29 protein-coding genes and 3 tRNA genes are annotated in these 24,929 nt (G+C 66.1%); 7 read left to right on the top strand and 25 right to left on the bottom strand.

Annotated features, from left to right (window positions below):
- Positions 1–69 precede the first annotated feature (69 nt).
- Positions 70–756, bottom strand: a complete 687-nt coding sequence (locus ACYX4P_RS09775) for an SPOR domain-containing protein (protein WP_248116028.1) — start codon at positions 754–756, stop codon at positions 70–72.
- Positions 757–834: 78 nt separating this feature from the next.
- Here ACYX4P_RS09775 and panC point away from each other — a divergent pair, with 78 nt between their 5' ends.
- On the top strand, positions 835–1,692 hold the full coding sequence (gene panC / locus ACYX4P_RS09770; protein ID WP_248117230.1) for a pantoate--beta-alanine ligase: 858 nt from the start codon (positions 835–837) through the stop codon (positions 1,690–1,692).
- Between the two features lie 49 nt (positions 1,693–1,741).
- Here the strand turns inward: panC and ACYX4P_RS09765 are convergent, their stop codons facing one another.
- The 4 genes from ACYX4P_RS09765 to ACYX4P_RS09750 form a co-directional block, all read right to left on the bottom strand.
- Positions 1,742–2,464 (bottom strand): chorismate mutase, encoded by a 723-nt coding sequence (locus ACYX4P_RS09765; RefSeq protein WP_312571673.1) that lies wholly within the window; start codon positions 2,462–2,464, stop codon positions 1,742–1,744.
- Between the two features lie 317 nt (positions 2,465–2,781).
- The gene (locus ACYX4P_RS09760) at positions 2,782–3,357 is read right to left on the bottom strand and encodes a prephenate dehydratase domain-containing protein (RefSeq protein WP_248116024.1); all 576 of its coding nucleotides are present in this window, start codon (positions 3,355–3,357) and stop codon (positions 2,782–2,784) included.
- A 210-nt stretch (positions 3,358–3,567) separates the two neighbouring features.
- Positions 3,568–4,938 (bottom strand): class II 3-deoxy-7-phosphoheptulonate synthase, encoded by a 1,371-nt coding sequence (locus ACYX4P_RS09755; RefSeq protein ID WP_248116022.1) that lies wholly within the window; start codon positions 4,936–4,938, stop codon positions 3,568–3,570.
- Positions 4,939–5,003: 65 nt separating this feature from the next.
- On the bottom strand, positions 5,004–5,144 hold the full coding sequence (locus tag ACYX4P_RS09750; protein WP_248116021.1) for a hypothetical protein: 141 nt from the start codon (positions 5,142–5,144) through the stop codon (positions 5,004–5,006).
- A 304-nt stretch (positions 5,145–5,448) separates the two neighbouring features.
- Here ACYX4P_RS09750 and ACYX4P_RS09745 point away from each other — a divergent pair, with 304 nt between their 5' ends.
- On the top strand, positions 5,449–6,372 hold the full coding sequence (locus ACYX4P_RS09745) for an ROK family protein (RefSeq protein WP_248116019.1): 924 nt from the start codon (positions 5,449–5,451) through the stop codon (positions 6,370–6,372).
- Positions 6,373–6,385: 13 nt separating this feature from the next.
- Here ACYX4P_RS09745 and ACYX4P_RS09740 read toward each other — a convergent pair whose 3' ends face one another.
- The 4 genes from ACYX4P_RS09740 to ACYX4P_RS09725 form a co-directional block, all read right to left on the bottom strand.
- Positions 6,386–6,541, bottom strand: a complete 156-nt coding sequence (locus ACYX4P_RS09740; protein ID WP_248116017.1) for a hypothetical protein — start codon at positions 6,539–6,541, stop codon at positions 6,386–6,388.
- Between the two features lie 81 nt (positions 6,542–6,622).
- Positions 6,623–6,697: transfer RNA gene (locus ACYX4P_RS09735), tRNA-Val, on the bottom strand.
- A 56-nt stretch (positions 6,698–6,753) separates the two neighbouring features.
- On the bottom strand, positions 6,754–8,043 hold the full coding sequence (locus tag ACYX4P_RS09730; RefSeq protein WP_248116015.1) for a dicarboxylate/amino acid:cation symporter: 1,290 nt from the start codon (positions 8,041–8,043) through the stop codon (positions 6,754–6,756).
- Between the two features lie 99 nt (positions 8,044–8,142).
- Complete coding sequence (locus ACYX4P_RS09725; protein WP_248116013.1) at positions 8,143–8,862, bottom strand: HAD-IA family hydrolase; 720 nt, start codon at positions 8,860–8,862, stop codon at positions 8,143–8,145.
- A 58-nt stretch (positions 8,863–8,920) separates the two neighbouring features.
- Here ACYX4P_RS09725 and glmU point away from each other — a divergent pair, with 58 nt between their 5' ends.
- The gene (gene glmU, locus ACYX4P_RS09720; RefSeq protein ID WP_248116011.1) at positions 8,921–10,300 is read left to right on the top strand and encodes a bifunctional UDP-N-acetylglucosamine diphosphorylase/glucosamine-1-phosphate N-acetyltransferase GlmU; all 1,380 of its coding nucleotides are present in this window, start codon (positions 8,921–8,923) and stop codon (positions 10,298–10,300) included.
- Entirely contained in the window at positions 10,297–10,980 is a 684-nt protein-coding gene (gene rpiA / locus ACYX4P_RS09715) for a ribose-5-phosphate isomerase RpiA (protein WP_248116009.1), read from the top strand. Before glmU ends, rpiA begins: the two co-directional genes overlap by 4 nt.
- Here the strand turns inward: rpiA and ACYX4P_RS09710 are convergent.
- A complete protein-coding gene (locus ACYX4P_RS09710) occupies positions 10,977–11,498 on the bottom strand; it encodes a sugar transferase (RefSeq protein ID WP_476069374.1) in 522 nt (173 codons plus the stop codon). The two genes, rpiA and ACYX4P_RS09710, sit on opposite strands and share 4 nt — an antisense overlap.
- A gap of 296 nt (positions 11,499–11,794) precedes the next feature.
- Here ACYX4P_RS09710 and ACYX4P_RS09705 point away from each other — a divergent pair, with 296 nt between their 5' ends.
- The gene (locus tag ACYX4P_RS09705; RefSeq protein ID WP_248116005.1) at positions 11,795–11,938 is read left to right on the top strand and encodes a hypothetical protein; all 144 of its coding nucleotides are present in this window, start codon (positions 11,795–11,797) and stop codon (positions 11,936–11,938) included.
- Here ACYX4P_RS09705 and ACYX4P_RS09700 read toward each other — a convergent pair whose 3' ends face one another.
- Together ACYX4P_RS09700 and ACYX4P_RS09695 are read right to left on the bottom strand one after the other, a co-directional pair.
- Positions 11,939–12,436: a hypothetical protein gene (locus tag ACYX4P_RS09700; protein WP_248116003.1), complete on the bottom strand. Its 498-nt coding sequence runs from the start codon at positions 12,434–12,436 to the stop codon at positions 11,939–11,941.
- Complete coding sequence (locus ACYX4P_RS09695; RefSeq protein ID WP_248116001.1) at positions 12,433–13,386, bottom strand: M20/M25/M40 family metallo-hydrolase; 954 nt, start codon at positions 13,384–13,386, stop codon at positions 12,433–12,435. Before ACYX4P_RS09695 ends, ACYX4P_RS09700 begins: the two co-directional genes overlap by 4 nt.
- A gap of 110 nt (positions 13,387–13,496) precedes the next feature.
- Here ACYX4P_RS09695 and ligA point away from each other — a divergent pair, with 110 nt between their 5' ends.
- Positions 13,497–15,827, top strand: coding sequence for an NAD-dependent DNA ligase LigA (gene ligA / locus ACYX4P_RS09690; RefSeq protein ID WP_248115999.1), 2,331 nt, complete (start codon positions 13,497–13,499; stop codon positions 15,825–15,827).
- 175 nt (positions 15,828–16,002) lie between these two features.
- A complete protein-coding gene (locus ACYX4P_RS09685; protein WP_248115997.1) occupies positions 16,003–16,425 on the top strand; it encodes a DUF2147 domain-containing protein in 423 nt (140 codons plus the stop codon).
- 74 nt (positions 16,426–16,499) lie between these two features.
- Here the strand turns inward: ACYX4P_RS09685 and ACYX4P_RS09680 are convergent, their stop codons facing one another.
- The 13 genes from ACYX4P_RS09680 to murA form a co-directional block, all read right to left on the bottom strand.
- The gene (locus ACYX4P_RS09680) at positions 16,500–17,486 is read right to left on the bottom strand and encodes an aldo/keto reductase (protein ID WP_292047687.1); all 987 of its coding nucleotides are present in this window, start codon (positions 17,484–17,486) and stop codon (positions 16,500–16,502) included.
- Positions 17,487–17,583: 97 nt separating this feature from the next.
- A tRNA-His gene (locus tag ACYX4P_RS09675) sits at positions 17,584–17,660 on the bottom strand.
- Positions 17,661–17,813: 153 nt separating this feature from the next.
- Entirely contained in the window at positions 17,814–18,533 is a 720-nt protein-coding gene (locus ACYX4P_RS09670) for an energy transducer TonB (protein WP_282438737.1), read from the bottom strand.
- Between the two features lie 14 nt (positions 18,534–18,547).
- Complete coding sequence (locus tag ACYX4P_RS09665) at positions 18,548–18,982, bottom strand: biopolymer transporter ExbD (protein ID WP_087119214.1); 435 nt, start codon at positions 18,980–18,982, stop codon at positions 18,548–18,550.
- Between the two features lie 5 nt (positions 18,983–18,987).
- Positions 18,988–19,860: a MotA/TolQ/ExbB proton channel family protein gene (locus ACYX4P_RS09660; protein ID WP_248115993.1), complete on the bottom strand. Its 873-nt coding sequence runs from the start codon at positions 19,858–19,860 to the stop codon at positions 18,988–18,990.
- Between the two features lie 539 nt (positions 19,861–20,399).
- Positions 20,400–20,475, bottom strand: a tRNA-Phe gene (locus ACYX4P_RS09655).
- A gap of 27 nt (positions 20,476–20,502) precedes the next feature.
- Positions 20,503–20,703, bottom strand: a complete 201-nt coding sequence (locus ACYX4P_RS09650) for a DNA gyrase inhibitor YacG (protein ID WP_248115991.1) — start codon at positions 20,701–20,703, stop codon at positions 20,503–20,505.
- A gap of 3 nt (positions 20,704–20,706) precedes the next feature.
- Positions 20,707–21,741, bottom strand: coding sequence for a ribonuclease E/G (locus ACYX4P_RS09645; RefSeq protein ID WP_248115989.1), 1,035 nt, complete (start codon positions 21,739–21,741; stop codon positions 20,707–20,709).
- Positions 21,738–22,319, bottom strand: a complete 582-nt coding sequence (locus ACYX4P_RS09640) for a Maf family protein (RefSeq protein WP_248115986.1) — start codon at positions 22,317–22,319, stop codon at positions 21,738–21,740. Before ACYX4P_RS09640 ends, ACYX4P_RS09645 begins: the two co-directional genes overlap by 4 nt.
- Positions 22,320–22,337: 18 nt before the next feature.
- Positions 22,338–22,556 (bottom strand): translation initiation factor IF-1, encoded by a 219-nt coding sequence (gene infA, locus ACYX4P_RS09635; RefSeq protein ID WP_008261544.1) that lies wholly within the window; start codon positions 22,554–22,556, stop codon positions 22,338–22,340.
- A gap of 103 nt (positions 22,557–22,659) precedes the next feature.
- Positions 22,660–23,127 (bottom strand): UPF0262 family protein, encoded by a 468-nt coding sequence (locus ACYX4P_RS09630; protein WP_248115983.1) that lies wholly within the window; start codon positions 23,125–23,127, stop codon positions 22,660–22,662.
- Positions 23,124–23,624: a DUF2948 family protein gene (locus tag ACYX4P_RS09625; RefSeq protein ID WP_248115980.1), complete on the bottom strand. Its 501-nt coding sequence runs from the start codon at positions 23,622–23,624 to the stop codon at positions 23,124–23,126. Before ACYX4P_RS09625 ends, ACYX4P_RS09630 begins: the two co-directional genes overlap by 4 nt.
- Entirely contained in the window at positions 23,614–24,903 is a 1,290-nt protein-coding gene (murA, locus tag ACYX4P_RS09620; protein WP_248115978.1) for a UDP-N-acetylglucosamine 1-carboxyvinyltransferase, read from the bottom strand. Before murA ends, ACYX4P_RS09625 begins: the two co-directional genes overlap by 11 nt.
- Positions 24,904–24,929: the final 26 nt, after the last annotated feature.

The following is a 24,929-nucleotide window of genomic DNA, read 5'->3' as shown; positions in this document are numbered from 1 at the left end:
AGTCGGCCGCCGCGCGCCAAACGTCAACGGAACCTTAACGCAGACCTGTGGATGGCGAAGAAGGCGGGTTCAGCTGTTGCGTGCGCACCAGGCGTCGGCGACGGCGGCGGCGCGGCAAACCGAAGCGGCGGCCTCGGTCGGAACCGGGCCGACCTTCAACCGCGTCAAGGTCCGACCCTGAACTTCCACGGACTCGAACGCCGGCGCCAGGCCGGCGAAATCGGCGGACGCCTTCAATCGCTCCCAGGCCTGGCGCGCCGCGTCAGGGCTGGAATAGGCGCCCAGTTGAATGGTGCGGCCCATCGGCGTCGGACGGCGCAAGCCGGCGTCATGCATCAAGGAGGGCGGCTTCGCTGCGCCGGCTTCACGAATTGGAATAGCCGTTGCGGTCTGAACCGCCGGCTGAACCACCCGAATCACGGCGTCGCGCAGGCTGGCGTCATCGGCCACGCGGCGAACGCCGGCCTGATCGTCGCGGGCGTCCCACATGGCGTGGGGGTCCATCACCGCGACCTTCATGGCGCTGAACTTGACCGGCCGCAGGCCAGCCGCCTCGGCCGATTGCGCCCGAGGAGCGAGCCGGTCGCCGCCTGGCGTCAGCGGCACATCGACCGCCGCGACCTGATCCGCCAGGGCTCCGAACCTATGGGGATCGCTGTTCGCGGCGCCGCACCCCGACAGAGAGGCGGCGCCGACCACGACCGCAATCAGCGCCGAGGCGATCAGAACTGGACGGGTCGCTTCTGCGGGCGTCATAAGCACGACCCTAGCGCCCAGTCTTTGAGGTCTGGTGCATCAACAGGCTTAAGCGGAAAGGTTAATCGCTTCATCATGATGGACGCTCCTCCCCTGCCCGTCGTCCGCACCGTGGCCGACCTGCGCGCGACCGTTCGGGACTGGAAACGACAAGGCCTCAGCGTCGGCATGGTTCCGACCATGGGCGCCCTGCACGAAGGTCACCTGACCCTTGTGCGAGAAGCGGCCCAGCGCGCCGATCGCGTGGTCGCCTCCAACTTCGTCAATCCGACCCAGTTCGCCGCCCACGAGGACCTGGACAAATATCCCCGCCAACAGGATGAGGACGCACGTCTGCTGGCCGGCGCCGGCTGCCACCTGATGTTCGCGCCTGCGGCGGCGGAGATGTATCCTGAAGGCTTCGCCACCAGTATCGCCATGGCCGGTCCCGCCCTGGGCCTGGAGGGCGATTTCCGGCCGCAGATGTTCGGCGGCGTCGCCTTGGTCGTGACCAAGCTGTTCAACCAGGTCCAGCCGGACGTCGCCGTTTTCGGCGAGAAGGATTATCAGCAGCTGATGGTCATTCGTCGCTTCGTGCGCGACCTGGATCTGCCGGTCGAGATCGTCGGCGCGCCGACCGAACGGGACGGCTGGGGCTTGGCCCTGTCGTCGCGCAACGCCTATCTGTCCGAGCCCGAACTGGCCTCGGCGCGGCAGTTGAACGGCATACTGTTCCAGGCTGCTGCGGAGGCCGCCTCCGGCCGTCCTCTGCCCGGGATCGAGCGTGAAGCCTACGCCGCAATCCTAAAGGCCGGTTTCGAGCGAGTGGACTATGTCGCCATCCGCCGCGCCGAGGATCTCGGCGCCTTCCGCAACGATGTGGTGGATGCCCCTGCGCGCATCCTGACCGCCGCCTGGATCGGCAAGACCCGACTGATCGACAATATGGCGGTCTGAAAAACGAAGCGGGCCGCATCCATCGCCGGATGCGGCCCTTTTCGACATATCAGCCGATCGCGCCGACGCACCCTTCCGCGTCTCCCGGCGCCAGTTCAGCGTCGGTCAGGGCGATGGTCCAGCCATGGTGCGTATTCAGGCCCCAGCGCCGGGCGCCCCCGCCGTCGCCCGCGTCCCCGCCCGCCGTCACGATGACGCGACGGCCCTTGGGCAGGGCCGGCGGATCGATCTTGCCGACCGCCAGCGAAGTCGGCGTCTCTCCGCCGTACCCGTCGAAGACGCTGAGCATCGACCATTCGCGACGCAGGCCCATCCACCAGGCGTCTTCGGTGTTGATGGCCAGGACGGCGACCCCATGGCCCTCGGCTGCGAAGGCCAGCGCCTTTTGCGGATCGCGCACCATCTTGATGTCGGCCGCCGCGCCGAACCGCAGGCGGGCGCCGTCGAACGCCCGCGTCGGCTCGATCGGGGCCCAGACCTGGACCTGCAGTCGCCCCTGGCGCGCCAGGCCCCAGCCCACGATCTCGCGCCACAGGTGCTCGACCGCCTCGGCGTTCTCGGGCTGACATTTTGACAGCATACGCGCCAGCACCGTCTGCTCGCGGTCGGGGCGCAGTTTGGTGTGGGGGCCGGTCGGGGCGTCCTTGGCGCGGCCCACGGTGGCGGCGACGGCCAGACGCTGTTCGAACAGCGCCAGGATCTGGTCGTCGATCCGGTCGATCTCGGCGCGCAGGGCGGCCAGGGCCTGCTGTTCGGGGGTCAGGTCGGCCATGTCAGGCCAGACTTGCTGAATGTTGGAATTGGGCATGGGATAGGGCTTTCGGCATTCTGAATTTCGATATGTGCAGGGGCGAACAGCCGCTCTGATCCAGAGCGGTCGCCGGTGAAGCAGTCAGGGACGGAGTGCGCCCGACGCCTCAGCCGGCGTATCGAAAGCCGTAAAAGCCGTAGCCGAAATAGAGGCCGGACACCGCGCGCGAACGGTCGAACGAAACAGAGAGGGCGCGCTGGCGGGACATGGTCCGGTTCCGGTTAAGCGGATCGTTTTGCGATCCGTGCAGGCTTAAGACACGCAAAGACCGTGCGCCGTCAACCCTCGGAAGCGCTCAGAAGGACGAAGCGCGTGCGATTATCGCTCGAATCCTGCAAATCGTTGCGCAGGATCGACAGACCATACACCTCTGCGGCCCCAGCAGCCGCGATGGCGGCGCGGGTCGGATCTCCGGCCTCGGCCACATCGCGCGCGGCGCCGGCGGTGTCGAAATGTTCAATCACCGCCATGTGCATTGTCTTCAGCGTCTGCTCGCACTGGGCCAGGGCGATGGGGTGGCTCTCGACTGTGCGGATGTCGGACAGGCGGGCGCCGGGCAGTCCCATCAGCGCATGACGGATCGGCCGCCACACCTCCGCGACCGGCTCTATTCCCAAGGCGCGCACCAGGGTCGCTGCGGGCTCCACCATGCCGATGGTCGAGTTCTCGACAGGAATCAGGGCGCAGCCGCAGTCGCCGGACGTCATGGCCTGAAGGGCGCCTTCGAAGGTCTCGAACGCCACCGCCTCATCCCACGGACGCAGGGCCAGACACGCCTCGTGACTGAAGGCGCCCGGCGCGCCCTGATAGGCGACACGGCCGGGTTTCTCGTCTTGGTGGGCAGGCGTATCCATGTCCGTCACTCTCCGGGAGCGACCCGAAAAGCCCTTTGTCGTTGCCGGTCGAACAGACAGCGGCTCCATGTCCGCGCCGTGACCGCATCCGGTCGTATCTGCGGCGCCATTCCCTGCCCGACAAGCGGAATACATCGCCGGGGCGCGCCATCAAAACCCACGTGGAGCAAGGGCGACCATCGCGACGGCCGCCCGCTCTGCTTCATTCGGTCAGGCGGCCTCGGATCGGCTGACACGACCCGACTTCAGCCGTTCCGCGACCAGGAAGGCCAGTTCCAATGCCTGATCGGCATTCAGACGCGGATCGCAATGGGTGTGATAGCGGTTGGACAGATCGTCCTCCGTCACCGCCTGGGCGCCGCCCAAGCATTCGGTGACGTTCTGGCCCGTCATCTCCAGGTGTACGCCGCCGGGGTGGACGCCCTCGGCCTCCGCTACGTCGATGAAGGTGCGCACCTCGCCCAGGATGCGATCAAAGGGCCGCGTCTTGTAGCCGTTGCCGGCCTTCAGCGTATTGCCGTGCATCGGGTCGATGGACCAGATCACCTTGCGGCCCGACGCCTTCACTTCGCGCATCAGCTTGGGCAGACGCTCGCCCACCTTTTCGTGACCGAAGCGTCCGATCAGCGTCAGACGGCCCGAGATATTGTCCGGGTTCAGCGCGTCGATCAGCGGCAGCAGGTCGTCGGCCGTCATGGTCGGCCCGCACTTCACGCCGATGGGGTTCTTGATCCCCTTCATGAACTCGACGTGGGCGCCGTCCAGCTGACGGGTGCGTTCGCCGATCCACAGCATATGGGCGGAGGTGTCGAACCAGTCGCCCGAACCGCCGTCCAGCCGCGTAAGGGCGCTCTCGACGTTCAGCAGCAGGGCTTCGTGGCTGGTGAAGACCTCGACTCGGCTCAGGTCGGGATGGGTCTCGGGCGTGACGCCGACCGCCTCCATGAAGGCCAGGGCTTCCGTGATCTTATCGGCCAGTTCGCGGTACTGGGCGCCTGCCGCATTGTCCCCAGCGAAGCCCAGCGTCCAGCGATGGATGTTGTACAGATCGGCATAGCCGCCGCCCGCGAAGGCGCGCAGCAGGTTCAGCGTCGACGCCGATTGGTTATAGGCCCGGATCAGGCGCTGCGGATCGGGCGCGCGCTCTTCGGGCGTGAACCCCATGCCGTTGATGATGTCGCCGCGATAGCTGGGCAGTTCGACGCCGTCGATTGCCTCCAGCGGCGACGAGCGCGGCTTGGCGAACTGACCAGCGATGCGGCCGACCTTCACCACCGGCTTGCGCCCGGCGAAGGTCAGCACCACCGCCATCTGCAGGATCAGGCGGAAGGTGTCGCGGATGTTGTCGGTCGAGAACTCCTTGAAGCTCTCGGCGCAGTCGCCGCCCTGAAGCAGGAAGGCGTCCCCCTGCTCCACCTGCGCCAGTTTCGACGTCAGGCGGCGCGCTTCGCCGGCGAAGACGAGCGGCGGCAGGGCGCGCAGTTCGTCCTCAACCACGGCAAGAGCCTTGGGATCGGGATAGTCCGCCGGCATGTGCAGGGCGGTCTTGGTTCTCCAGCTTTCGGGGGTCCAGCGTGTCATCGTGCAAGAATAGGGCTTTCAGCGCCCTCAAACAACGAAAACACGAATGGCTTTTGCGTCGAGACTTAATCGTCGGCCGGCTGCGCTTTCTTGGCCGCAGCTTCGTTCCGCCGCTCGGCCTTGGCCGCCGCCTTTTCCGCCGCCTTGGCCGCCGCAGCCTTCTCGCGCTCCTGGCGCTCGAAATTATAGTTGGGCTTGCGGGCCATCAGGCATCCTTTCGTAAATCGCGTCGCCTACAAGGTGACGACAGCACGCGGTGGACGCAATGCGCCAAATCCATCCGTCGCCGGATTGACGTCAGAGCAGGCGTTCCTGCCGCGTCACGAACTTGGTAAGGGAATCGAGTATAATAAGAAGGCGAGCGAGCGGGGTCATGATTCAACAACGCCGCGGCGCCGAACCTGTTCTCCAGCGCGAGCCTTGGTCGCACCTGATACGCGCAGCGGCGGCGGGCGAATATCGCCGTATTGGCCCACTTTCACACCTGGCGCCCAGGTCGAAGCAAAGCCGATGACGCAAACTCTATTGCTCGGCGGGGTCGAGGCGGGCGGCACCAAGTTCGTGTGCGGCGTCGCCGATGGCGATGGCCGAATTTTGGAGCAGGTCCGCATTGCGACGACGACTCCTAGCGAAACCCTGGCCGCTGTCGACGCCTTCTTCGCCAGAGCGGCGGCGGTCCACGGCCACCTGGCCGCCTTGGGCGTCTGCAGTTTCGGGCCGCTGTCGCTCCGCCTGGATGCGCCCGACTATGGTGCGATCACCACAACGCCGAAGCCAGGCTGGAGCGGCGCCAACCTCCTGAGCCATCTGCGGCGCGCGGCGAACACGCCCACGGTCCTGACCACCGACGTCAACGGCTCGGCCATCGGCGAAAGGTTGTTCGGCAGCGGACGCGGGCTGGACAGTTTCTGCTACGTCACCGTAGGCACGGGCGTCGGGGTGGGCGTAATCATCGACGGGCGGCCGCACGGCGGGGCGAACCATCCCGAGGCGGGGCATATCCGAACGCCGCGCGCAGCCGGCGACACCGCCTTCGCCGGCGCCTGCCCCTTCCACGGCGACTGTCTGGAGGGCTTGGCCAGCGGACCGGCCATGCGGATGCGGTGGGGGGCGCCTGCGGAAACCTTGCCGATAGACCATCCCGCCTGGCTGATGGCGGCCCACTATGTGGCAAGCCTGTGCGCCAACCTGACCTATGTGATCAGGCCCCAACGCATCATTATCGGCGGTGGCGTTATGCAGCCGCACCTCTACGATAGGGTCAGACGCGCGCTGGTCCAGCAACTGGGCGGCTACGACGCCAGCGTGCGCGAACTTGTTATGGACGACTACATAGCCGCCCCCTCAGCCGGCGCTTCCGCAGGCCTTTATGGCGCGCTAGCCTTGGCTTACCGCGAGGCGACAGGCGATTGGCCGACCGGCTGGATGATCTAGCAGCCGATCCCCGTCAAAGATCTTTGGCGGGGCCAGTCGGTTCGTCCGGTTCGACGTCCGCGTCATTATCGATGAAATTTATGCGCCGTCGCCCTTCGAACACGCTGGAAACAGCGAACAAGGCGCCGGCCAGAATCACCGCGCCGAAGAACAGGATGATCAGGTTCATGGTCGTGAAACGCGCGGCCTGACGGCGAGTTCACCGTGGTGAACAGCCTCTCAGGCTGGAGGCTCGGTCATGTCGGGAAGATGGTGGATGCGACAGGGATTGAACCTGTGACCCCCTCGGTGTGAACGAGGTGCTCTCCCGCTGAGCTACGCATCCATGCCTTGCGGAGGCGGCGACATAGCCCGGTCGCCCGCCGCGCGCAAGCGTCCGTTTCAGATTCCAGCGGCGCGAACGGTTTCCGGCGTCTCGGCTTCCGGGTCGCCAGGCAGCCAGGCTACGTGACCGTCATAGATGTCCTGGTTCAGTATGCCCTCTTCCTTGGCCACCAGCACCGGCACCAGCATCTGGCCCGTGACGTTCGTCGCGGTGCGCATCATGTCGATGACCCTGTCGATGGCGACGATATAGCCGATGCCTTCCAGCGGCAGGCCGGCGGTCGACAGGGTCAGGGTCAGCATGACGATGGAGGTTCCCGGCACCCCCGCCGTGCCTAAAGACCCCAGCACCGCCGTCAGACCGATCAGCACATATTGGGTCAGGGTCAGGTCGATCTTGAAATACTGGGCGATGAAGATCGAGGCGATGGCCGGATAGATCGCGCCGCAACCGTCCATCTTCACATTGGCGCCCAGCGGCACGGCGAAGGCGGCGTAGGCTTGAGGCACGCCCAGACGTTCGACCGTCTGGCGCAAGGTAATCGGCAGAGTGCCCAGCGACGACGATGTCGCAAAGGCCGTCTGCTGGGCCGCAAAGGCGCCGCGGAAGAAGCTGGTCACCTTCAGCCCATGGACCTTCAGGAGGCCCGAATAGACGATCAGGATGTGGAACAGGCAGGCGGCGTAGATGGCGGCGATAAACTTCAACAGCGGCAGCAGAGCCTCCCAGCCATAGCCGCCGACCACCGAGCCGATCAGGCCGAACACGCCGATGGGCGTCAGTTGGATCACCCAGCGCGTGATGCGGAAGATGATGGCCGCGCCCTCGTCCACCAGCCGCCGCGCGCCCTGCGCCCGGTCTCCCAGCGCCACCAACGCCATGCCGACCAGGGCCGAGAAGAAGATGATCTGCAGCACCTTGCCCTCGGCCAGGGCGGCGAACGGATTGGTCGGCACCACGCCGATCAGCACCTCAAGCGGCGTGGGGATCACGCGCTCCTTGACCTCGCCCAGCGGCAGGTTCGACAGGCCGACGCCCGGATTGATGATGTGCCCGAAGGCGAAACCGACCAGTACGGCCAGCAGCGAGGTGATGGCGAACCAGACGATGGTGCGTACGCCCAGCCGGACGGCGCCGGCCCCCTCGCCCAACTTGGCGATGGAGCTGGCGATGGTGAACAGCACCAGGGGCGCCACCACCATGCGGATCAAGTTCAGATAGACATCGCCGATCGGCTGCAACCAGACCTCGGCCCGCTCCCTCAGGATCAGCCCGGCGACGATGCCCAGGATGAAACCGGCGGCGGTGCGCTGCCAGAGCGGGATTTTCAGGAAGCGAGCGAACATGAGGGGCACTTTCGACGGGGTGCGCCAATCTGTCCATCGCCAGGGCGATCCGCAACCGCGTCGGCGATCATTCTTCGAGAGATTTGCTGACGGCTGCGTTCAGAATTTCAGCGCTTTCGAGACGTAGAAGTCGGACAACAGGCCGTCGACGGCCTCTTCCACATCCTCGAAATCGTCGATCAGCACGTCCGCCCCAAGGGTCTCTACCGGAACCGGCGTGAAGCCGAAGGTGACCAATATGCAGGGCATACCCGCGTCCCTGGCCGCGCCTGCGTCGGGCGCGGCGTCGCCGACCATGATCGCTCGCTCGGGATCGCCTCCGGCCAGCGCCACCGCTTCCTTCAGGTGGGCGCCCGACGGTTTGCGCGCGCTGACCCGATCCGGGCCGACGATGGCCGCGAAATGCGGGGCGAGGTCCAACTTTTGAAGAAGCAGTTCGGACAGGTCCGAACGCTTGTTGGTCGCCACGACCAGAAGGGCGCCACGCGCCGTCAGCCTCTCCAGCGTCTCGACCACCCCTTCGAACGGCTGGGAGCCGTCCGCGATATGGGCGGCGTAATCGACCAGGAAGCGCTCGAACAGCTCCTGCGATTGCGCGCGCTCGACCGGCGCCCCCGCCGCTTCGAACCCGTGCACCAGCAGCGCCCGCGCGCCCGAGCCGATCAGGGTGGAGGCCGACTCCATCGCCACCGGCGGCAGACCTTCTTCGACCAGCAGCCGATTCAGGGTCCCGATCAGATCCGGCGCAGAATCGACCAGCGTCCCATCCAGATCGAAGGCGATGGTCCAGCCTTCCAGGTCGCGATCGGTCATCCACATCTCCCGCTGGCCCGCCGAATGGGCTAGATCGCGAGACGACTAGCCTTCGGGACGATTCATGACCAGCCAGACACGCGCTCGCGCCGCCATCATTCTCGCCGCCGGCCAGGGAACGCGCATGAAGTCGCCCCTGCCCAAGGTGCTGCATCCCGTCGCTCACCGCGCCATGCTGGACCACGCCATCGACGCGGCCGAGGGATTGGGCTGCGAGCGGATCGTGGTCGTGGTCGGGAATCACTCGCCGGAAGTCCGCGCCCATGTCGTCAAACGGCTGGGCGAAGCCGCCATCGCTGTTCAGGACCCGCCGCTTGGCACCGGCCACGCCGTTCGCGCCGCCGAACAGGCCTTGGACGGGTTCGACGGCGAGGTGGTGGTCACCTACGGCGACGTACCGCTGCTGAAGGCCCGCGACATCGAGCCTGTGTTCAATGCCGAGGGCGTAACTGTCATCGGGTTCGAGGCGCGCGATCCCGGCGCCTATGGCCGGCTGATCCTGGATGGCGACGCTCTGCTCGCCATCACCGAGGCCAAGGAGGCGTCCGCCGAGGTGCTAGCCGTCACCGCCTGCAACTCCGGCGTCATGGCCGCGCCGGCCGCCCTGCTCTTCTCGTTGCTGGCGCATGTGACGAACGACAACGCAAAGGGCGAATACTATCTGACCGATGTGGTCGAGCTGGCGCGCAAGGGCGGCCATCCGACCCGCGCCGTCTTCGCCGCCGAGGACGCGGTGATGGGCGTAAACTCCCAGGCCGAACTGTCCCAGGCCGAGGCCCTGTTTCAACAGGTTCAGCGCGAGACCTTCCTGGCCGCCGGCGTCACCATGAGCGCGCCCGACACCGTCCACTTCGCCTGGGACACTCAGGTGGACGGCGGAACTGTGATCGAACCCTTTGTGGTGTTCGGCCCCGGCGCCGTGGTCGATGGCGGCGCGCGCATCCGCAGCTTCAGCCATATCGAGGGCGCCCGCGTCGGTTCAGGCGCCGAGATCGGACCCTACGCCCGCCTGCGCCCGGGCGCCGATCTGGCCGAAGGGGTCAAGATCGGCAATTTCGTCGAGGTGAAGAACGTAAGCATGGCCAAGGGCGCCAAGGCCAACCACCTATCGTATCTGGGCGACGGGACCGTGGGCGCGGGCGCGAACATCGGCGCCGGGACGATCTTCTGCAACTACGACGGCTTCAACAAAGCCCGAACTGAGATCGGCGCCGGAGCCTTCGTGGGCTCGAATTCCAGCCTGGTGGCGCCGGTCCACATTGGCGACGGCGCCCTGATCGCCTCGGGATCGGTCGTGACCGAGGACGTGCCGGCCGACGCCCTGGCCTTCGGCCGCGCGCGCCAAACCATCAAGACCGACGCCGCCGCCGCGTTCCGCGAGACAGCCAAAGCCAAGAAGGCGGCGGCCAAGGCCGCCCAGTCCAAGAGCGATCCGTCCAAATGAGCGACATCCAGAAGAAGAACGCCGGCGAAGCGGCCGCCGCCCATGTCGAGGCGGGGATGATCGTGGGCCTGGGCACCGGCTCCACCGCCGCCTGGTTCGTCAAGGCGCTGGCGGCGCGCAACCTGTCCGGTCTGCGCTGCGTGCCGACCTCGGAAAAGACCGCCGACCTGGCGCGTGAACTGGGCCTGACGCTGTCCACGCTGGAGGACACGCCGCGCATCGACCTGACCGTGGACGGCGCCGACGAGGTGGGGCCGGGCCTGGCCTTGATCAAGGGCGGCGGCGCGGCCCTGCTGCGCGAGAAACTGGTGTGGGAGGCATCCAGCCGCTGCATCGTCATCGCCGACGCGGCCAAGGTGGTGCCGGTCCTGGGCGCCTTTCCCCTGCCGATCGAGGTCGTGGCCTTCGGTCACAAGACCACGGCAAACCGCATCGCCGACGTCCTGATCGACCACGACATCAACCAGCCCGCCCGGGTGCGTCAGGCGGATCGCGGCCTGGTCCGCACCGATGGCGGCAATCTGATCTATGATGCGGCGTGCAAGGCGATCAACGATGCGGTGCGGCTGGCCGACGACCTGAAGCTGATCACCGGGGTCGTCGAACACGGCCTGTTCCTGGATTTGGCCGATCTGGCCATCATTGGGACCGACGACGGCTTCGAGGAACGCCTGCCCTAATAGACGCCGCGTCGGCTCAACACGGCGGGGACGGTGCGCGCGAGGATGGCGAGATAGACGCCAAGCGTCAGGTTCCGGACCAGCCAGACATCCATCGCCACGCGGCGACGGTAGGGCACGTCGTTGCGGCCGGACACCTGCCAAAGCCCCGTCAATCCGGGGCGCGCCGCGCAGTAGTCGGCCAGCCGCCGCCCATACAGCATCGCCTCGTCCATCACGATCGGCCGTGGCCCGACCAACGACATCTCGCCTCTCAGCACGTTCATCAACTGGGGCAGTTCGTCGATGCTGGAGCGTCGCAAGAATCCGCCTAGGCGTGTCACGCGCACGTCGTGGCGGAATTTGCGCGACGCCCGCCATTCCGCGTCAATCAGGCCAGGAAGCCGCGCCTCCGCATCTGGCGCCATAGTGCGGAACTTCAGACAGTCGAACGAACGCCCGCCCTGCCCGATCCTTTGCTGCCGGAACAGCACGGGACCGCCGCATTGCGTCCAGATCGCCAAGGCGGTCGATACCATCAGGGGGCGATAAGAGGAGCAGCGCGCCCCCCGCCAGAACGACATCCAGCATGCGAACAACGCTGGCGCTGCGCCATCGGAACGCCGGTGCTCCGGTGCCGCCATCCGCCAGCGGCGCGGATATCGCCTCCACACTCGACATCGGAACGGCCTCCTTCAGCGGATCATCACCTTGAGTTGATCCTGATGCAACTCAAGGCACCGCGAACGAAGCAAGATGCATTGACGGCTTTGCGTCAAACCACCATAGGTTGCGAATGCAACCGTCACCCGCCCCTGGCGATCAAAGGCCCTGGATGGGCCAGCGACACGCCCGCGTCCAGTCCGTCGGACCCCGTTTGTCGGGCCGTTTGACGGTAGCGATACTGGCGGGGTTCAGCATCCTGCTCTGGGCGCTGATCGCGGGCGGCGTTTATCTGATCGTCGGCATCCTGCTTTAGTCAGTCGCCGTTCCAGGCCGTCAGAGCGACAGGTGATCGTCGGCCGCCAGCCTGCACGGTTCCTGAAATGACTACGGTCCGATCGCCCAGGTTTCGGCGTGCGGTCGCCAGCGCGCCCTGATCAATGCGCGCTTCAATCTCGACCTGTCCCTGTGGCGTCACGCCGGTCATCCGCACGGCGGCATCCGTTATGCGATAGGTCTCCGGCAGAACCCGCATTTCGCCCTGAGGCCCGTTCAGCATCAAGATCAGGGGCGGCGCGCTGCGATCCCCAGCCTCCCAGGCCGCGAACGCCGTCTCTTGGCCGATGAACAGCGAGGCGACGGCGGATCCAGCGGCTTCAGTTGGCCGGTACTCGCCCGACATATCGCCGCTGAGGTCGTGACGAAACACGGCGGGGTCCCCGCCGCCCTGCGGCCGAGGATGGTCCTCGCGGCGTTCACAGGCGCCGACAGCGACCAGAGCCAGCACAGCAACAGTTGCGAGCAGACGCCTCATCGGTCCAGCGCCTTGTCCAGGGCGTGAAAGCCCGCGATGGCCAGTTCGGTCGCATTGGTGAAGACCGCCGGATCGATCCGCTCGAAGGTGTCGCTGGGCCGGTGGTAATCGGGATGATAGTCGACGCCCATGTAGAGGAACGGCACGCCCGCCGCGTGGAAGGCGGCGTGATCCGACGCCTCGACCCAGTTGTTCTCGCCCGTGTCCTGCGGCGTGTCCTTGCCGAAGGCGAAGGACACCGCCCCTTGCGCCGGGGTCGGCTCCAGTATGCGGCGCAGATCGGGGTGCTGATAGCCGCCCGTGACCCACAGATGTCCATCGGTCTCCGCACGCGCCGTCATGTCGAAGTTCAGGTTCAGGCTGACGGACGACAGCGGCACGGGCGGCGCCTTAACGAACTCCCGCGCGCCCAGAAGCCCCCGCTCCTCTCCGTCCAGGGCCACGATCAGCACGCTGTGCTCCGGCGGATCGGCCTTCAGCCGCCGCGCCAACTCCAGCATCGTCGCCACGCCCGACGCATTGTCGTCCGCGCCGCGATAGATCTGGCCGTCGTTCATGCCGACATGATCGTAGTGAGCCGTCACCACGATATAGCGATCCGCCACGCGCGTTCCGGGGATCAGGCCGACGATGTTGACGCCGCTGAACCGCTTCACGCCCTCGCGCGTACGGCCCGGCGCCTCGAAGGGTTGAAGCCGACCGAAGGATGCGGGCTGAACCCCCATCGCCTCCAGCCGCGACACGATATAGGCCCGCGCCCGCTCTCCGCCCGCCGAGCCCGTATCGCGCCCCTGCATGTCGTCGCCGGACAGGATACGCACATCCTCCAGCAAGGGACTGTTGACGACGGGCGCCGGCGGCGCGCTGGCGACGGTTGCCGGCGGAACCGGGGTGCAGCCGCCGATCAGCAGAGCGGCCAATAGAAGGGAATAGGCGGTCGGGCGGATCATGCGAACTCCGTGAAGGCCGCGCGACCCTAGCGGCAGCCGAACCCCGCGTCAGCCGTTCGTTCGCAGTCACGACGATGCACGCGACCGCCGACAGATGATAAGGCACACGAATGGCCCCGACGAATCCTTCGCTCCCCGCCCCTGAAGACCTGACGCCCGATGCGGCGGCGGACGAACTGGCCTGGCTGGCCGCGGAAATGGCGCGTCACGACGCCCTCTACGCCGAGGCTGCGCCCGAGATTTCCGATGCGGACTATGACGCCCTGCGCGCCCGCAACGCCGCCATCGAGGCCGCCTTTCCCGATCTGATCCGCGCGGATTCGCCGTCGAACAAGGTGGGCGCCGCCGCCTCCAGCCAGTTCGCCGAGGTGCGCCATGGCGTACCCATGCTGTCGCTGGACAACGCCTTCGACGAGGGCGAGGTGCGCGATTTCGTGGCCCGGATCGCCCGCTTCCTGAAACTGCCGGCCGACGAACCCATCGCCTTCGTGGCGGAACCCAAGATCGACGGCCTGTCCGCCAACCTGCTCTATGTCGACGGCAAGCTCAGCGTCGGCGCCACGCGCGGCGACGGCCGCACCGGCGAGGACGTCACCGCCAATCTGAAGACCATTGCGGCGGTGCGCCAGACCCTGGACGGCGACGGCTGGCCCGACAGGATCGAGGTGCGCGGCGAGGTTTACGCCCCCAACGCCGCCTTCGACGCCTTCAATGCGGCGGCCGAGGCCGAGGGACGGCGCACCTACGCCAATCCCCGCAACTTCGCGGCCGGATCGCTGCGACAGAAGGATGCGCGGATCACCGCCAAACGCCCCCTGACCTTTTTCGCCTACGCCTGGGGCGAACACTCCAGCGACTTCGCCGCGACCCAGTGGGAGGCCCTGCAAAAGCTCAGGGCCTGGGGCTTTCCCGTCAACGACCGCTCGCGCCGGGTCGAGGGCGCCGAGGGGCTGATCGCCGTCTATCGGGAGTTGGAGCGCGACCGGGCCGCCCTGGGCTATGACATCGACGGCGTGGTGTACAAGGTCGACCGGCTGGACTGGCAGCGCCGCCTGGGCTTCGTCGCCCGCAGCCCCCGCTGGGCCATCGCCCACAAGTTCCCGGCCCAGCAGGCGACCACGGTGCTGGAGGGCATAGACATCCAGGTGGGCCGCACAGGCTCTCTGACCCCCGTCGCTCGGCTGCACCCGGTGACCGTGGGCGGCGTGGTCGTGCGCAACGCCACCCTGCACAACGAGGATGAAATCCAGCGTCTGGATGTCCGCATTGGCGACACGGTGCGCCTGCAACGCGCCGGCGACGTGATCCCTCAGATTCTCGGCGTCCAATTGGATCAGCGACCGGCCGACGCCGTTCCCTATGTCTTCCCCGATCACTGCCCGGTCTGCGGTTCGGAAGCGGTGCGGGAGGGAGACGAGGTCAAGCGGCGCTGCACCGGCGGGCTGATCTGCGACGCCCAGATCGTGGAGCGGTTGAAGCATTTCGTCGGCCGCCGCGCCTTCGACATCGAGGGGCTGGGCGAAAAGCAGTTGGTCGCCTTCCATGCGCGCGGCTGGATCAAGGAGCCCGCCGACATCTTCCGCCTGGCGCGCGACGCGGATCGGCTGGCCGAGCTGGAGCGGGACGACGGATACGGTGAGACCAGCATCCGCAACCTGGTCGCCGGCATCGAGGCCCGGCGCGTGATCTCGCTGGACCGGTTTTTGTTCGGCATGGGCGTGCGCGACATCGGCGAACAGACCTCCATCGTTCTGGCCCGCGCGTTCGAAAGCTGGTCGGCGCTGAAGGCCGCCTGTCTTCAGGCCGCATCGGGCATTCCATCCCCGGCCTGGCGCGCGCTGGCCGGGGCCCACGCCATCTCGCCGCGCGTCCTGGCCCTGATGGCCGAGGCGACGCCGCCCTCCGCCGATCCCTGGCCAGAAGCCACCCTGGACATGAAGATCGCCCAGGCCTTTCCCGGCATGGCCGCCCCGGCCCGACGCGCGTTGGCGACACTGACCGACGACTGGTCGGGCCTGGTCGAACTGGCCCGCGTAGCCCGCCAGGAAGGCCCCTCCGAAATGCTGAACCAAATCGCCGGCGTCACCGGCGTCGGGCCCGTCGCCGCCGAGGCCCTGGCCCATTTCTTTCACGAGCCTCACAATCTTGAGGTCGTCACCGCCCTCGAGGACGAACTGACCCAGATCGTCGACGCCGAACGGCCCCAGTCCGACACCGCCGTGGCGGGCAAGACCGTGGTCTTCACCGGCGCGCTGGAGCGCTTCACCCGCGACGAGGCCAAGGCTCGCGCCGAAAGCCTGGGGGCCAAGGTTTCAGGCTCTGTATCCAAAAAGACCGACTACCTCGTCGCCGGTCCAGGCGCAGGGTCCAAGCTGAAGGACGCCGAAAAGCACAGTGTCCGGGTGCTGACCGAGGACGAATGGCTGGCGATGATCGACTGACCTTTTCGGAGACCGCGCGCGAACTCGCCGCATCTTCAGCCTAACTTGACCTAAGGTCCGGTTTTCATTGGTTATCCCCGTCGTTTTCAGCCTTGTTTTGAACCGAAAGCAGGATCAACCTGCGGCTCAATGATCGACGCCGATCGATCGAAGACAGGGCAACAAAGGAAACACGATGAAGATCAAGATTTTGATGGCCGCCGCCGCGCTGACCGGCGCGCTCGCCACGCCCGCCCTGGCCGGCGACCCCACGGGCTTGTGGCAGACCCCGACCAATGGCGGGCAGGTTCGCATCGCGCGGTGCGGTCAGGCCCTCTGCGGCACGCTGGTGACGTCTGATCACATCCGCACCGACGGCAACGCCCGCGATGAGCGCAACCGTGACGCCGCTCAGCGGAACCGCACCCTGCGCAACCTGCCCATGTTGACGGGTTTCACCGGTGGGCCGACGGAATGGCGCAATGGCTCGGTCTATAATCCGGCCGACGGCGGCACCTATCGCGGCACCATCACCATGACCAACGACAATACCCTGCGCCTGCGCGGCTGCATCGTCGCTCCGCTATGCAAGACCCAGACCTGGACCCGCATTCAGTAGGTCTCGTCTCCAGACAGACGAAAGGCCCGGCCGGAGCGATCCGACCGGGCCTTTTCATTTCCGATGCCTGGCGCTCAACGATTCAGGGCCGCCCGCGCCGCCTCGGCATAGCGATGCCCGCTGGCCGCGCCCTTGGGGAAGACGGCGTCGATGCGGGCCAGGTCTTCCGGCGACAGCACGAGGTCAACGGCGCCCGCATTCTGCTCCAACGTCGCGATGCGGCGCGTGCCGGGAATGGGGACCAGATCTTCGCCCTGCGCCAACACCCAGGCCAGGGCCAGTTGGGCGGCGGTTACACCCCTATCGGCCGCGATGGCCTTGACCGCCTCGACCAGATCCAGGTTCTTCTGGAAGTTCTCGCCCATGAAGCGGGGATTGCTGCGTCGGAAGTCATCGGCGTCCAGATCATCGACAGACTTGATGTCTCCGGACAGGAAACCGCGTCCCAGCGGGCTGTAGGGCACGAAGCCGATGCCCAGGTCGCGGGTCACGGCGAACAGTTCGTCCTCCGGTTCACGGCTCCACAGCGAATATTCCGTTTGGAGGGCCGTGATCGGATGGGTCGCGTGGGCCTTGCGCAATGTGTCCGGCGCCGCCTCCGAGAGACCCAGGAAACGAACCTTGCCCTCTCTGACCAACTCGGCCATCGCGCCGACGGTCTCTTCGATCGGCGTGTTCGGGTCCACGCGGTGCAGATAGTAGAGATCGACGTGATCGACGCCCAGACGCCGAAGGCTGCCTTCAATGGCGCGCCTGACGTTCGCTGGGCTGCCATCCGTCATCAGGCGGCTGCGATCCTCGTTGTAGTTGATGCCGAACTTGGTCGCGATGAAGGCCTGGTCCCGACGCCCCTTGAGGGCTTGACCGACCAGAACCTCATTCGTGTGCGGCCCATACATTTCGGCCGTGTCGAAAAGGGTGATCCCCAGATCGAGAGCGCGATGAATGACAGACACCGACTGGGCTTCGTCCGCGGCGCCATAAAAGGCGCTCATGCCCATACAGCCCAGGCCGATGGCCGAAACCTCGGGTCCGTTCGGGCCCAGCTTGCGCATCTTCATTCGCGCTCTCCTGACGATGTTGGGGATCGGCCAATGCGCCGATGGTCAGGAGATGGTTGCTGCACCGGCCGGCTTCAAGCCTGACCGCGCTTTGCAATGGTACCGCCTCTCAGGCTTGAACTGAGGACCTCCGGTTCCACAAACCGGCGCTCTAACCAACTGAGCTAAGGCGGCCCGCTCATCGCGAGGCGCGTTCTCTACCGGGCCTGACCGATGCGATCAAGCGACTTCGTGCGATTTCGTCAGGAGATTTCCGTCCACTCCCGACCAAAAGAAAACGCCCCGGAGATCGCTCTCCGAGGCGTTTCGTCTTGATCGCTTTTTGGCTCAACCGAGGTTGAACGGAACCCGCACGCGGAAGGTCGCGTCCTGCGCGGCGCCGTCGACGGTCCGCGGGGACAGTTGTCCACGCTGAACCACGCGAACAGCGGCGCGACCGAAGCCCATGCCGGCGGGCTCTTCCGAGATCACCTGGCAGTTGGCCGGAGACCCGTTGGAGCGCGCGGTGCACTCGACGGTGGCCGATCCGCTGATCTCACGTTCCAGCGCGCGCGCCGGGAAATCGTCAGCCGTGGGACGCGGCTGGCGCGCCCATTGGACGTTCGTGATCGTCGACGGACGGACCGGAGCCGGCGGAGCAGGCGGCGGCGGCGGTCCGGGAATGTTCACGGGCGGACCCGTGTATTCCACCCGGTCTTCCTTCTTCGTCGGCGTGATATTCACCGGCGGAGGCGGCGTGACGTTCGGAACCGGCGCCGGCACGCGCACCTGAAGCTTAGGCGGGGGCGGCTGATCCGTCGGCGGAGGCGGCGGGGGCGGCGGCGGCGGAGGCGGTGGAACCGGCTCGACCAACTCGACCTCGACGGACTCGTCGACGTAATTGAATTCCTTCAGCTTAAACTTCGATTGCTGCAGGAAGAAGATCAGCAAGGCGAACAGGATGGAGACGACCAGCAGGCACACGATCAGCACGGGGTAGGAAACCCCCATGAAGCCCTTGGCCTTTGGTACGTCGTAACGACTGCGATGATATTCGACGTCTGTCATACTATCTCCGCGCTCTAGCTCGTCGCCTGGTCTTCGCCGACCAGTGCAACGCTGTAGAAGCCGTTATCCTGCAGCGCATTCATGACCTGCATGAAATCGCCGTAACGGGTGTTCTGGTCGCCCCGAATGAAGATCCGCTCATCGGCCGGGTTCCGGGATCCGATCTGCTTCAGCAGATCTTCACCCAGGGATCCGACGTCGGTCTTGAAGTCGCCCACATAGACGTCGCCGTCATTCTGGATCGAAATATAGACCGGCTTGGGCGGGTTCGGGGCCGCCTTGGCGACGGCGATTGGCAACTCGACGGGCACCGACACGGAAGCTAGCGGAGCCGCCACCATGAAGATGATGAGCAAGACCAGCATGATATCAACGAAAGGCGTAACGTTGATATCGCTGTTGGCCTCGACCACATTGCCAGCGCCGCCCGATTTAATCTTGGCGGCCATCCGTCTTACGCCCCCTTGTCGAGCTGACGCGAGATGCCGTTCAGCAGCTCAGCGGCGAAGCCGTCGGCGCGCGTGCCGTAACCAGCGATGCGGGTGTTGAAGTAGTTGTAGAACACAACGGCCGGGATAGCGGCGAACAGGCCGATACCCGTGGCCAGCAGGGCTTCGGCGATACCCGGCGCAACGACGGCCAGGTTGGTCGTGTTGGATTCCGCGATGCCGATGAAGGAGTTCATGATGCCGTAAACGGTGCCGAACAGACCGACGAACGGCCCGATGGACCCGACCGACGCCAGGAACTGCTGGCCGCCCGACAGACGCTTGGCCAGACCGGATTGAACGGCGGCGACAGCGGCTTGAGCGCGACCCAGAGCCGAGTCCAGGTGATCGCCGGTGACCGACAGGCCAGACTGACGCGACAGTTCGATTTCCTCGGTGGCGGCGGCGGCCATGTCGGCCAGCGGGTTGCCGTCGAACTCTTCCTGGGTAGCTACGGCGCGCATATCAGCGATGGTGCGAGCGCCGCGGAAGTTCTCGAGGAAGGTGTCCGTCTTGCGGTTCAGCGAACCGAACTCGAACAGTTTGATCAGCAGAAGCGTCCAGGACAGGATCGAGGCCAGAAGCAGGCCGGCCATGACGACCTTAACGACAACCGTGGCTTCCATGAACATGGAGATCGGGGTGATGCCGCCGCCGTGGTGACCGCCGCCAACGGCTTCGTTCACCGTCGCGGGATCGGCCGGGGTAGCGGCGGGGGCCGCAGTCGAGGCAGCCGGGGTCGGCTCGGCCGGGGCCTGGGCCAGAACCGGCGAGCTCGCCATCAGCGCGGCGGCGCCGGCCATGGCGAGAAGGATGTTCGTCTTTTTGCTGTTCAGCATAGTTCGCCAGTTCCTGCTTGGTCTGACTCGTGGAACCAAAGGTGCGGCCATAGTCAGCGACCGCCCCCCAACCTGAAATGTTTCCTTCAGCGCACCCCGTCCCCCTCGAGGATCAAGATCCGCTGAAATCTTTGGTGGAGGCCGATGCGGTCGCCCGCGCCGCCTCCGATGTACGAACCGCCGCAGAGCAACTCCTCGACCGTTCGCATTAACGCCTTCGTCGGAAGGCGTCTCAACCCCTTTGAAGAACCCTTACCGGAGCGTCAAGGGACAAGGACGGCTTTTAACTCCGCAAGAGCGCGAGAGAAAAGTTTCGCCCACGGCACGCATTGAAGCGTTGCCGCGCGACATTTTGATGAAGGGCGCACGTCAGTTAGAGCAAGCTTGTTCCAAAGCGCGATCCCTCGGCTGTTTCTTGCCGGAATTGCACAAATCGCGACGGATCGTCCCTGCCGACTTCGCACCGGCCTTCCGAGATGAAGCGCGAAAGCGTGCTTAAAGCAGGCTGAGCAAGGGGTGGCGATTTGAGAAATAAAGAATGGTGCCTGGAGGCGGGTTCGAACCACCGACACGCGGATTTTCAATCCGCTGCTCTACCAGCTGAGCTATCCAGGCGCCGACGCGGCGTCGCGAGAGGCGGGTCTATAGGGGAGGCTTTTGCGCCTGTCCAGCGCCCAATCCATCGTTTTCGTCATCATCTTCGGCGCCCTCGTCCAAGGCGGCGGGAATGGCGTAGGCGCCGCTGAACCAGCGCTGCAGATCCACCTCGGAACAACGGCGCGAGCAGAAGGGCTTGTACTTGGGATCAGGCTGGGCCTTGCGGCATATGGGGCAGATCGACATCGCTCAGATTTCTTCTATATGGCCACGCCCGGCGGCGATGGCGGCGTCCGGCCGAACACCGGCGCGAGGCCCTAGACGTTCGGCCAGCGGAGCCGCAATGGCCGCTTCCTCAGGCGTGCAACGTGCGACGATGCGGGGCGCGGCCCTGTCGGACAAGAGATGTCGCCGCAGCCTGCGCACCAACGACAGCGCCCGGGTCTGAAGCGAAGGCCGGCCATCGGCGTCCAGAAGCACGTCCTCCAGCGGCGTTTGGCGCCACGGCAAAGATAGCTCCAGCAAGCCGAACCGGCTGACGGGGCCGAACACCGCCTGCGCCTCATGGCCGAAGGCGGCGCGAACCGCCTCGGATTGGGCCGCCGCGTCGCGCCCGTCTCCGATAAGATCGACGATCACCAAGCCGCCCCAACGACGCAGGCCGATCAGGCGCGCCGCCTGGTTCAGCCCTTCCCGATTCGCCGTCGCCCTGGCCTGCTTGGGGTCGCGGCCGGGCGTCGGAGCATGATCGATATCGATGGCGATCAGGGCGCGGGTGCGCTCCAGCGAGAGATCGAGGCCATGCGTCGGAAACTGATGCGTTCGCGCGAGCGCCTCCTCCTCGGCATCAATGACCGCGTCGATGGCGGCGATCCCGGCGACTGATTCCTCGCCAGGCGCGAGCCCGCGCAGCTGGTCAGCGACCCTTGGCGCTTTCTGGATCAGGCGCGGCGCCCCCTCCCCCGGCCCCAGACGTCGAACGACGGCGCCCTTGCCGGATCGCGGTTCCGCTGACACGACGACTTCGAGCCTTTGCCCCTGTGTGAGGCGATCATTGCGATTGAAGGGAAGGAAGGCCGGCGCCCCGGCGCCCAAATCGACGAAGGCGCCGCGGAGGCCGGGACTGACCTCGACAACCCGCCCAATCGAACGGGCGCCGAGTCGCGTCTGCGCCACGTCGCTTTCACGCTGAATCAAAAGATGGGTGAACCGGCCGTTTCGCAGGATCGCGCCGCGCGTCTCGCCCGGCGTTTCGTCGAGGAAGACCTCGACCTGTCCACTCACGGCCGCCAACCGACGCCGTGCAGCAGTTGAACGGCCTCATACAATGGCAGGCCCATCACGGACGGATGGCTGCCGACGATTCGCTGAACGAAGGCGCCGGCCGGCCCCTGGATGCCATAGGCGCCCGCCTTGCCGCGCCAATCTCCGGTGGCGACATAGGTCGCGATCTCGTGGTCGGACAGCGGCTTGAAGGCGACGCGGGTTTCGCTGACGCGCGAGGACAGTTTCCCGTCCCGCACCACGGCGACGCCCGTGAAGACACGGTGATTGCGCCCGGACAGGAGTTTCAGAAAACGGGTCGCCTCCGCCTCATCAGCCGCCTTCTCCAGAAAGCGGCGGCCGACCGCCACCACCGTATCGGCGGCGATGACCACCGCGCCGGGCCGACGCATCGCGACCACCTGCGCCTTGGATGTAGCGAGACGTTCTGCCAGACGCGGCGGAGTTTCGCCTTTCAACGGCGTCTCGTCGATATCGGCAGGATCGATATGGTCGGGTGCAATGCCGACCTGCGCCAGCAATTCGATGCGACGCGGGCTGGACGACGCCAGCACAAGTTCAGGACGGGCCCCAGACACGGAAATGTCGGCCTGCCTTTACTTGAATCGGTAGGTGATGCGACCCTTGGTCAGATCGTAGGGGGTCATTTCGACCAGCACCTTGTCGCCGGCCAGCACGCGGATGCGGTTCTTGCGCATCTTGCCGGCGGTATGGGCGATGATCTCGTGGTCGTTCTCAAGCGTCACGCGGAAGGTGGCGTTCGGCAGCAGTTCGCTGACGGTGCCGGGAAACTCGAGCAGTTCTTCCTTAGCCATGCGGCCTCTCACGCCCGTCTGAAATGCGTTCAACCCCACGCCGGGCGGGCGCGAGGGGCGGAATGGACGGGCCTAATGCCCGAAAACGCAGAGATAGTCGAGGTCAGCCGCGACGGTATAGGGCGCACAGCAGCGTAAACAGCCGCCGCGCGGTCTCGTGATCGACCACAATCTTGCCGTCCAGCCGCGACTTCAGCTGTTCGGCGCCCTCATTGTGTAGACCGCGCCGGCCCATATCGACCGATTCGATCTGGCTGGGCGACGATCCCCGCAACGCCTCGTAATAGCTGTCGCAGATCAGCAGATAGTCCTTCAGCACGCCCTTCAGCGGCGTCAGACTGATGGCGTAGGTGCGCGTGAAATCCTCGCCGTCGATGTCGAACACCAGACGATTGTCCTGGAGCGACAGCTTCAGCCGATACGGGCCGCCCGGTGCACCCTGGGGTTCGAAGCTGTTCTTCTCCACCAGATCGAAGATGGCGACGCGCCGCTCATGCTCAATCTCGGCCGTCGCGGCCGGCAGGGTCGCGGCGTCCAGTTCCACGGAAGCCAGCCTGTGCGGACCGTTCATGCCGCATTCCCCTTGCCCAGCTCCAGGACGTCCAGTTCGTGACCGTCCAGATGAGTCGGGGCGATCCGCGCTGGCCAGCGTTCCGAAATATCCGTGACCACAGCGTCCAGGCATTCAACATCGACCCGCAGGTCGCCGCCGCCAGCGAACATCATGATCACCTTGCCGCCGGGCGTCTCGGTCGGAATGAAGTCCAGCGCCAGCAACTCCAGAGAAGCGTCGGGGCTGCGCGACAGACGACGGCTCTTGACCGCCAGCACGTCTCCGAACTGCATGGCGCACATCACCCGCGTCCCGCCGCATTCCCAGCAGAAGCGGCTGAAGGCGATGGTCAGGGTGCGCGCCTGCTTTTCCCAAACGATATCGACGGGCCGCAGGATGGCGTCCTGCAGCGCGGCGGAAATGATCTGAAGATCGTCGGCGTCCTCCGCCAGCAGGCGCAGCGGCTCCACCGGCGTGCTGGGAACGGGCGGAACCGCGTCGATCTCAGTGCTCATCACCTGTTCCCTTGATGCGTCGGATGTCGGCGCCGCACGCGCCGAGCTTTTCCTCCAAACGCTCGAACCCGCGATCCAGATGATAGACGCGTCCCACCGTGGTTTCACCCTCAGCGACCAGACCCGCGATCACCAGGCACATCGAAGCCCGAAGATCGGTGGCCATCACCTGGGCGCCGTGAAGAACCTCGACGCCTGTCACCTGGGCCTCGCCCGCATGAACGGAAATCTCGGCGCCCAGACGCGCCAGTTCCGGCACGTGCATGAAACGATTCTCGAAGATGGTTTCACGCACCGTGCTGACGCCCTCGGCGGTCGTCATCAGGGCCATGAACTGCGCCTGCAGGTCAGTGGCGAAGCCGGGATAAATGGCAGTCTCGACATCAACGGCCTTCAGCCGCTGCTGGGGATCGCGCTTGATCAGCACCCCGTCAGCGGTGGGCGACACCTCGACGCCCGCCTCGATCATCTTGTCCGTCAAAGACGATATCAATTCGGCGCGCGCCTTGGTTAGGCGCACCTCTCCCCCGGCCATGGCGGCGGCGACGGCGTAGGAACCCATCTCGATCCGGTCGGGAATCACCGACCAGGTCGCGCCGTTTAGGGAAGAGACGCCGGTGATGGTCAGGACATCGGTGTCGATGCCGTCGATCCTGGCGCCCATCGCCGTGAGGCAATGCGCCAGATCACCGATCTCGGGCTCACGCGCCGCGCGACGCAGGACGGTCGTGCCCTGCGCCAGCACCGCCGCCAGCAGGGCGTGCTCGGTCGCCCCCACGGAGACGAAGGGGAATTCGATCTCCGCGCCGCGCAGCCCCGTGGGCGCGCGAGCGGTCACATAACCCTCTTCCAACTCGATCTCGGCGCCCAGGGCCGTCAGAGCCTGCAGGTGAAGGTCCACCGGACGCGCGCCGATGGTGCAGCCGCCCGGCAGCGAGACCTTGGCCTCGCCCGTGCGCGCCAAGAGCGGCCCCAGCACATTGAACGAGGCCCGCATCTGGCGAACCAGATCATAGGGCGCGAAGGTCGAGGTCAGGTCCTTGGCGTGGAATAGGCTCTCCTGCCCGTCGGCCCCGTCGCGCTCGGTCACCTCTACGCCGAACTGACGCAGCAGCTGCCCCAGGAACCGGGTGTCCGCCAGACGCGGCATATTGGTCAGCAGCAAGGGCTGATCCGTGAGGATCGAGGCGGCCATCAGCTTGATGGCGGAGTTCTTGGCGCCGCTGACGGGAATGTCCCCGAAAAGCTGGGCGCCGCCGTGAATGGCGATGCTGTCCATGTGATCCTTAGGCGCACCCGAAGGAA

It is taken from the genome of Brevundimonas sp. ABV4_179 (genome assembly GCF_056311945.1).
This window is presented reverse-complemented; position numbering and strand designations above follow the sequence as displayed.

What these genes read in the sequence shown, in the direction of transcription:
- ACYX4P_RS09775 (WP_248116028.1), bottom strand. Translation starts at nt 756, where the DNA reads ATGACGCCCGCAGAAGCGACCCGTCCAGTTCTGATCGCCTCGGCGCTG.
- panC (WP_248117230.1), top strand. Translation starts at nt 835, where the DNA reads ATGGACGCTCCTCCCCTGCCCGTCGTCCGCACCGTGGCCGACCTGCGC.
- ACYX4P_RS09765 (WP_312571673.1), bottom strand. Translation starts at nt 2,464, where the DNA reads ATGGCCGACCTGACCCCCGAACAGCAGGCCCTGGCCGCCCTGCGCGCC.
- ACYX4P_RS09760 (WP_248116024.1), bottom strand. Translation starts at nt 3,357, where the DNA reads ATGGATACGCCTGCCCACCAAGACGAGAAACCCGGCCGTGTCGCCTAT.
- ACYX4P_RS09755 (WP_248116022.1), bottom strand. Translation starts at nt 4,938, where the DNA reads ATGACACGCTGGACCCCCGAAAGCTGGAGAACCAAGACCGCCCTGCAC.
- ACYX4P_RS09750 (WP_248116021.1), bottom strand. Translation starts at nt 5,144, where the DNA reads ATGGCCCGCAAGCCCAACTATAATTTCGAGCGCCAGGAGCGCGAGAAG.
- ACYX4P_RS09745 (WP_248116019.1), top strand. Translation starts at nt 5,449, where the DNA reads ATGACGCAAACTCTATTGCTCGGCGGGGTCGAGGCGGGCGGCACCAAG.
- ACYX4P_RS09740 (WP_248116017.1), bottom strand. Translation starts at nt 6,541, where the DNA reads ATGAACCTGATCATCCTGTTCTTCGGCGCGGTGATTCTGGCCGGCGCC.
- ACYX4P_RS09730 (WP_248116015.1), bottom strand. Translation starts at nt 8,043, where the DNA reads ATGTTCGCTCGCTTCCTGAAAATCCCGCTCTGGCAGCGCACCGCCGCC.
- ACYX4P_RS09725 (WP_248116013.1), bottom strand. Translation starts at nt 8,862, where the DNA reads ATGTGGATGACCGATCGCGACCTGGAAGGCTGGACCATCGCCTTCGAT.
- glmU (WP_248116011.1), top strand. Translation starts at nt 8,921, where the DNA reads ATGACCAGCCAGACACGCGCTCGCGCCGCCATCATTCTCGCCGCCGGC.
- rpiA (WP_248116009.1), top strand. Translation starts at nt 10,297, where the DNA reads ATGAGCGACATCCAGAAGAAGAACGCCGGCGAAGCGGCCGCCGCCCAT.
- ACYX4P_RS09710 (WP_476069374.1), bottom strand. Translation starts at nt 11,498, where the DNA reads ATGGTATCGACCGCCTTGGCGATCTGGACGCAATGCGGCGGTCCCGTG.
- ACYX4P_RS09705 (WP_248116005.1), top strand. Translation starts at nt 11,795, where the DNA reads ATGGGCCAGCGACACGCCCGCGTCCAGTCCGTCGGACCCCGTTTGTCG.
- ACYX4P_RS09700 (WP_248116003.1), bottom strand. Translation starts at nt 12,436, where the DNA reads ATGAGGCGTCTGCTCGCAACTGTTGCTGTGCTGGCTCTGGTCGCTGTC.
- ACYX4P_RS09695 (WP_248116001.1), bottom strand. Translation starts at nt 13,386, where the DNA reads ATGATCCGCCCGACCGCCTATTCCCTTCTATTGGCCGCTCTGCTGATC.
- ligA (WP_248115999.1), top strand. Translation starts at nt 13,497, where the DNA reads ATGGCCCCGACGAATCCTTCGCTCCCCGCCCCTGAAGACCTGACGCCC.
- ACYX4P_RS09685 (WP_248115997.1), top strand. Translation starts at nt 16,003, where the DNA reads ATGAAGATCAAGATTTTGATGGCCGCCGCCGCGCTGACCGGCGCGCTC.
- ACYX4P_RS09680 (WP_292047687.1), bottom strand. Translation starts at nt 17,486, where the DNA reads ATGAAGATGCGCAAGCTGGGCCCGAACGGACCCGAGGTTTCGGCCATC.
- ACYX4P_RS09670 (WP_282438737.1), bottom strand. Translation starts at nt 18,533, where the DNA reads ATGACAGACGTCGAATATCATCGCAGTCGTTACGACGTACCAAAGGCC.
- ACYX4P_RS09665 (WP_087119214.1), bottom strand. Translation starts at nt 18,982, where the DNA reads ATGGCCGCCAAGATTAAATCGGGCGGCGCTGGCAATGTGGTCGAGGCC.
- ACYX4P_RS09660 (WP_248115993.1), bottom strand. Translation starts at nt 19,860, where the DNA reads ATGCTGAACAGCAAAAAGACGAACATCCTTCTCGCCATGGCCGGCGCC.
- ACYX4P_RS09650 (WP_248115991.1), bottom strand. Translation starts at nt 20,703, where the DNA reads ATGTCGATCTGCCCCATATGCCGCAAGGCCCAGCCTGATCCCAAGTAC.
- infA (WP_008261544.1), bottom strand. Translation starts at nt 22,556, where the DNA reads ATGGCTAAGGAAGAACTGCTCGAGTTTCCCGGCACCGTCAGCGAACTG.
- ACYX4P_RS09630 (WP_248115983.1), bottom strand. Translation starts at nt 23,127, where the DNA reads ATGAACGGTCCGCACAGGCTGGCTTCCGTGGAACTGGACGCCGCGACC.
- ACYX4P_RS09625 (WP_248115980.1), bottom strand. Translation starts at nt 23,624, where the DNA reads ATGAGCACTGAGATCGACGCGGTTCCGCCCGTTCCCAGCACGCCGGTG.
- murA (WP_248115978.1), bottom strand. Translation starts at nt 24,903, where the DNA reads ATGGACAGCATCGCCATTCACGGCGGCGCCCAGCTTTTCGGGGACATT.